Raw genomic sequence first — 1,196 nt, 5'->3', positions numbered from 1 at the left:
TTCGCCAAAACATCTTCGGCGTTGTAAGGTTAAGCCTCACGGTTCATTAGTATCGGTTAGCTCAATGTATCGCTACACTTACACACCCGACCTATCAACGTCGTCGTCTTCAACGTTCCTTCAGGAGACTTAAAGTCTCAGGGAGAACTCATCTCGGGGCAAGTTTCGTGCTTAGATGCTTTCAGCACTTATCTTTTCCGCATTTAGCTACCGGGCAGTGCCATTGGCATGACAACCCGAACACCAGTGATGCGTCCACTCCGGTCCTCTCGTACTAGGAGCAGCCCCCCTCAATTCTCCAGCGCCCACGGCAGATAGGGACCGAACTGTCTCACGACGTTCTAAACCCAGCTCGCGTACCACTTTAAATGGCGAACAGCCATACCCTTGGGACCTACTTCAGCCCCAGGATGTGATGAGCCGACATCGAGGTGCCAAACACCGCCGTCGATATGAACTCTTGGGCGGTATCAGCCTGTTATCCCCGGAGTACCTTTTATCCGTTGAGCGATGGCCCTTCCATTCAGAACCACCGGATCACTAAGACCTGCTTTCGCACCTGCTCGAGCCGTCACTCTCGCAGTCAAGCTAGCTTATGCCTTTGCACTAACCTCCTGATGTCCGACCAGGATTAGCTAACCTTCGTGCTCCTCCGTTACTCTTTGGGAGGAGACCGCCCCAGTCAAACTACCCACCAGACACTGTCCGCAACCCGGATTACGGGCCCACGTTAGAACACCAGCCATTAAAGGGTGGTATTTCAAGGATGGCTCCATGCAGACTGGCGTCCACACTTCAAAGCCTCCCACCTATCCTACACATCAAGGACCAGTGTTCAGTGTCAAGCTATAGTAAAGGTTCACGGGGTCTTTCCGTCTTGCCGCGGGTACACTGCATCTTCACAGCGAGTTCAATTTCACTGAGTCTCGGGTGGAGACAGCCTGGCCATCATTACGCCATTCGTGCAGGTCGGAACTTACCCGACAAGGAATTTCGCTACCTTAGGACCGTTATAGTTACGGCCGCCGTTTACCGGGGCTTCGATCAAGAGCTTCTCCTTACGGATAACCCCATCAATTAACCTTCCGGCACCGGGCAGGCGTCACACCGTATACGTCCACTTTCGTGTTTGCACAGTGCTGTGTTTTTAATAAACAGTTGCAGCCAGCTGGTATCTTCGACTGATTTCAGCTCCA

1 rRNA gene is annotated in these 1,196 nt (G+C 52.6%); it reads right to left on the bottom strand.

The features are described 5' to 3' along the window. Nucleotides 1–25: 25 nt before the first annotated feature. A 23S ribosomal RNA gene (locus tag FDX11_RS01645) occupies nt 26–1,196 on the bottom strand; the annotation flags it as partial.

The sequence above is a fragment of the Citrobacter sp. wls714 genome, assembly GCF_005281025.1.
Lineage (GTDB): Bacteria > Pseudomonadota > Gammaproteobacteria > Enterobacterales > Enterobacteriaceae > Citrobacter > Citrobacter werkmanii.
The sequence above is the reverse complement of the archived record's forward strand: the minus strand, read 5'-3'. Positions and strand labels throughout refer to the sequence as shown.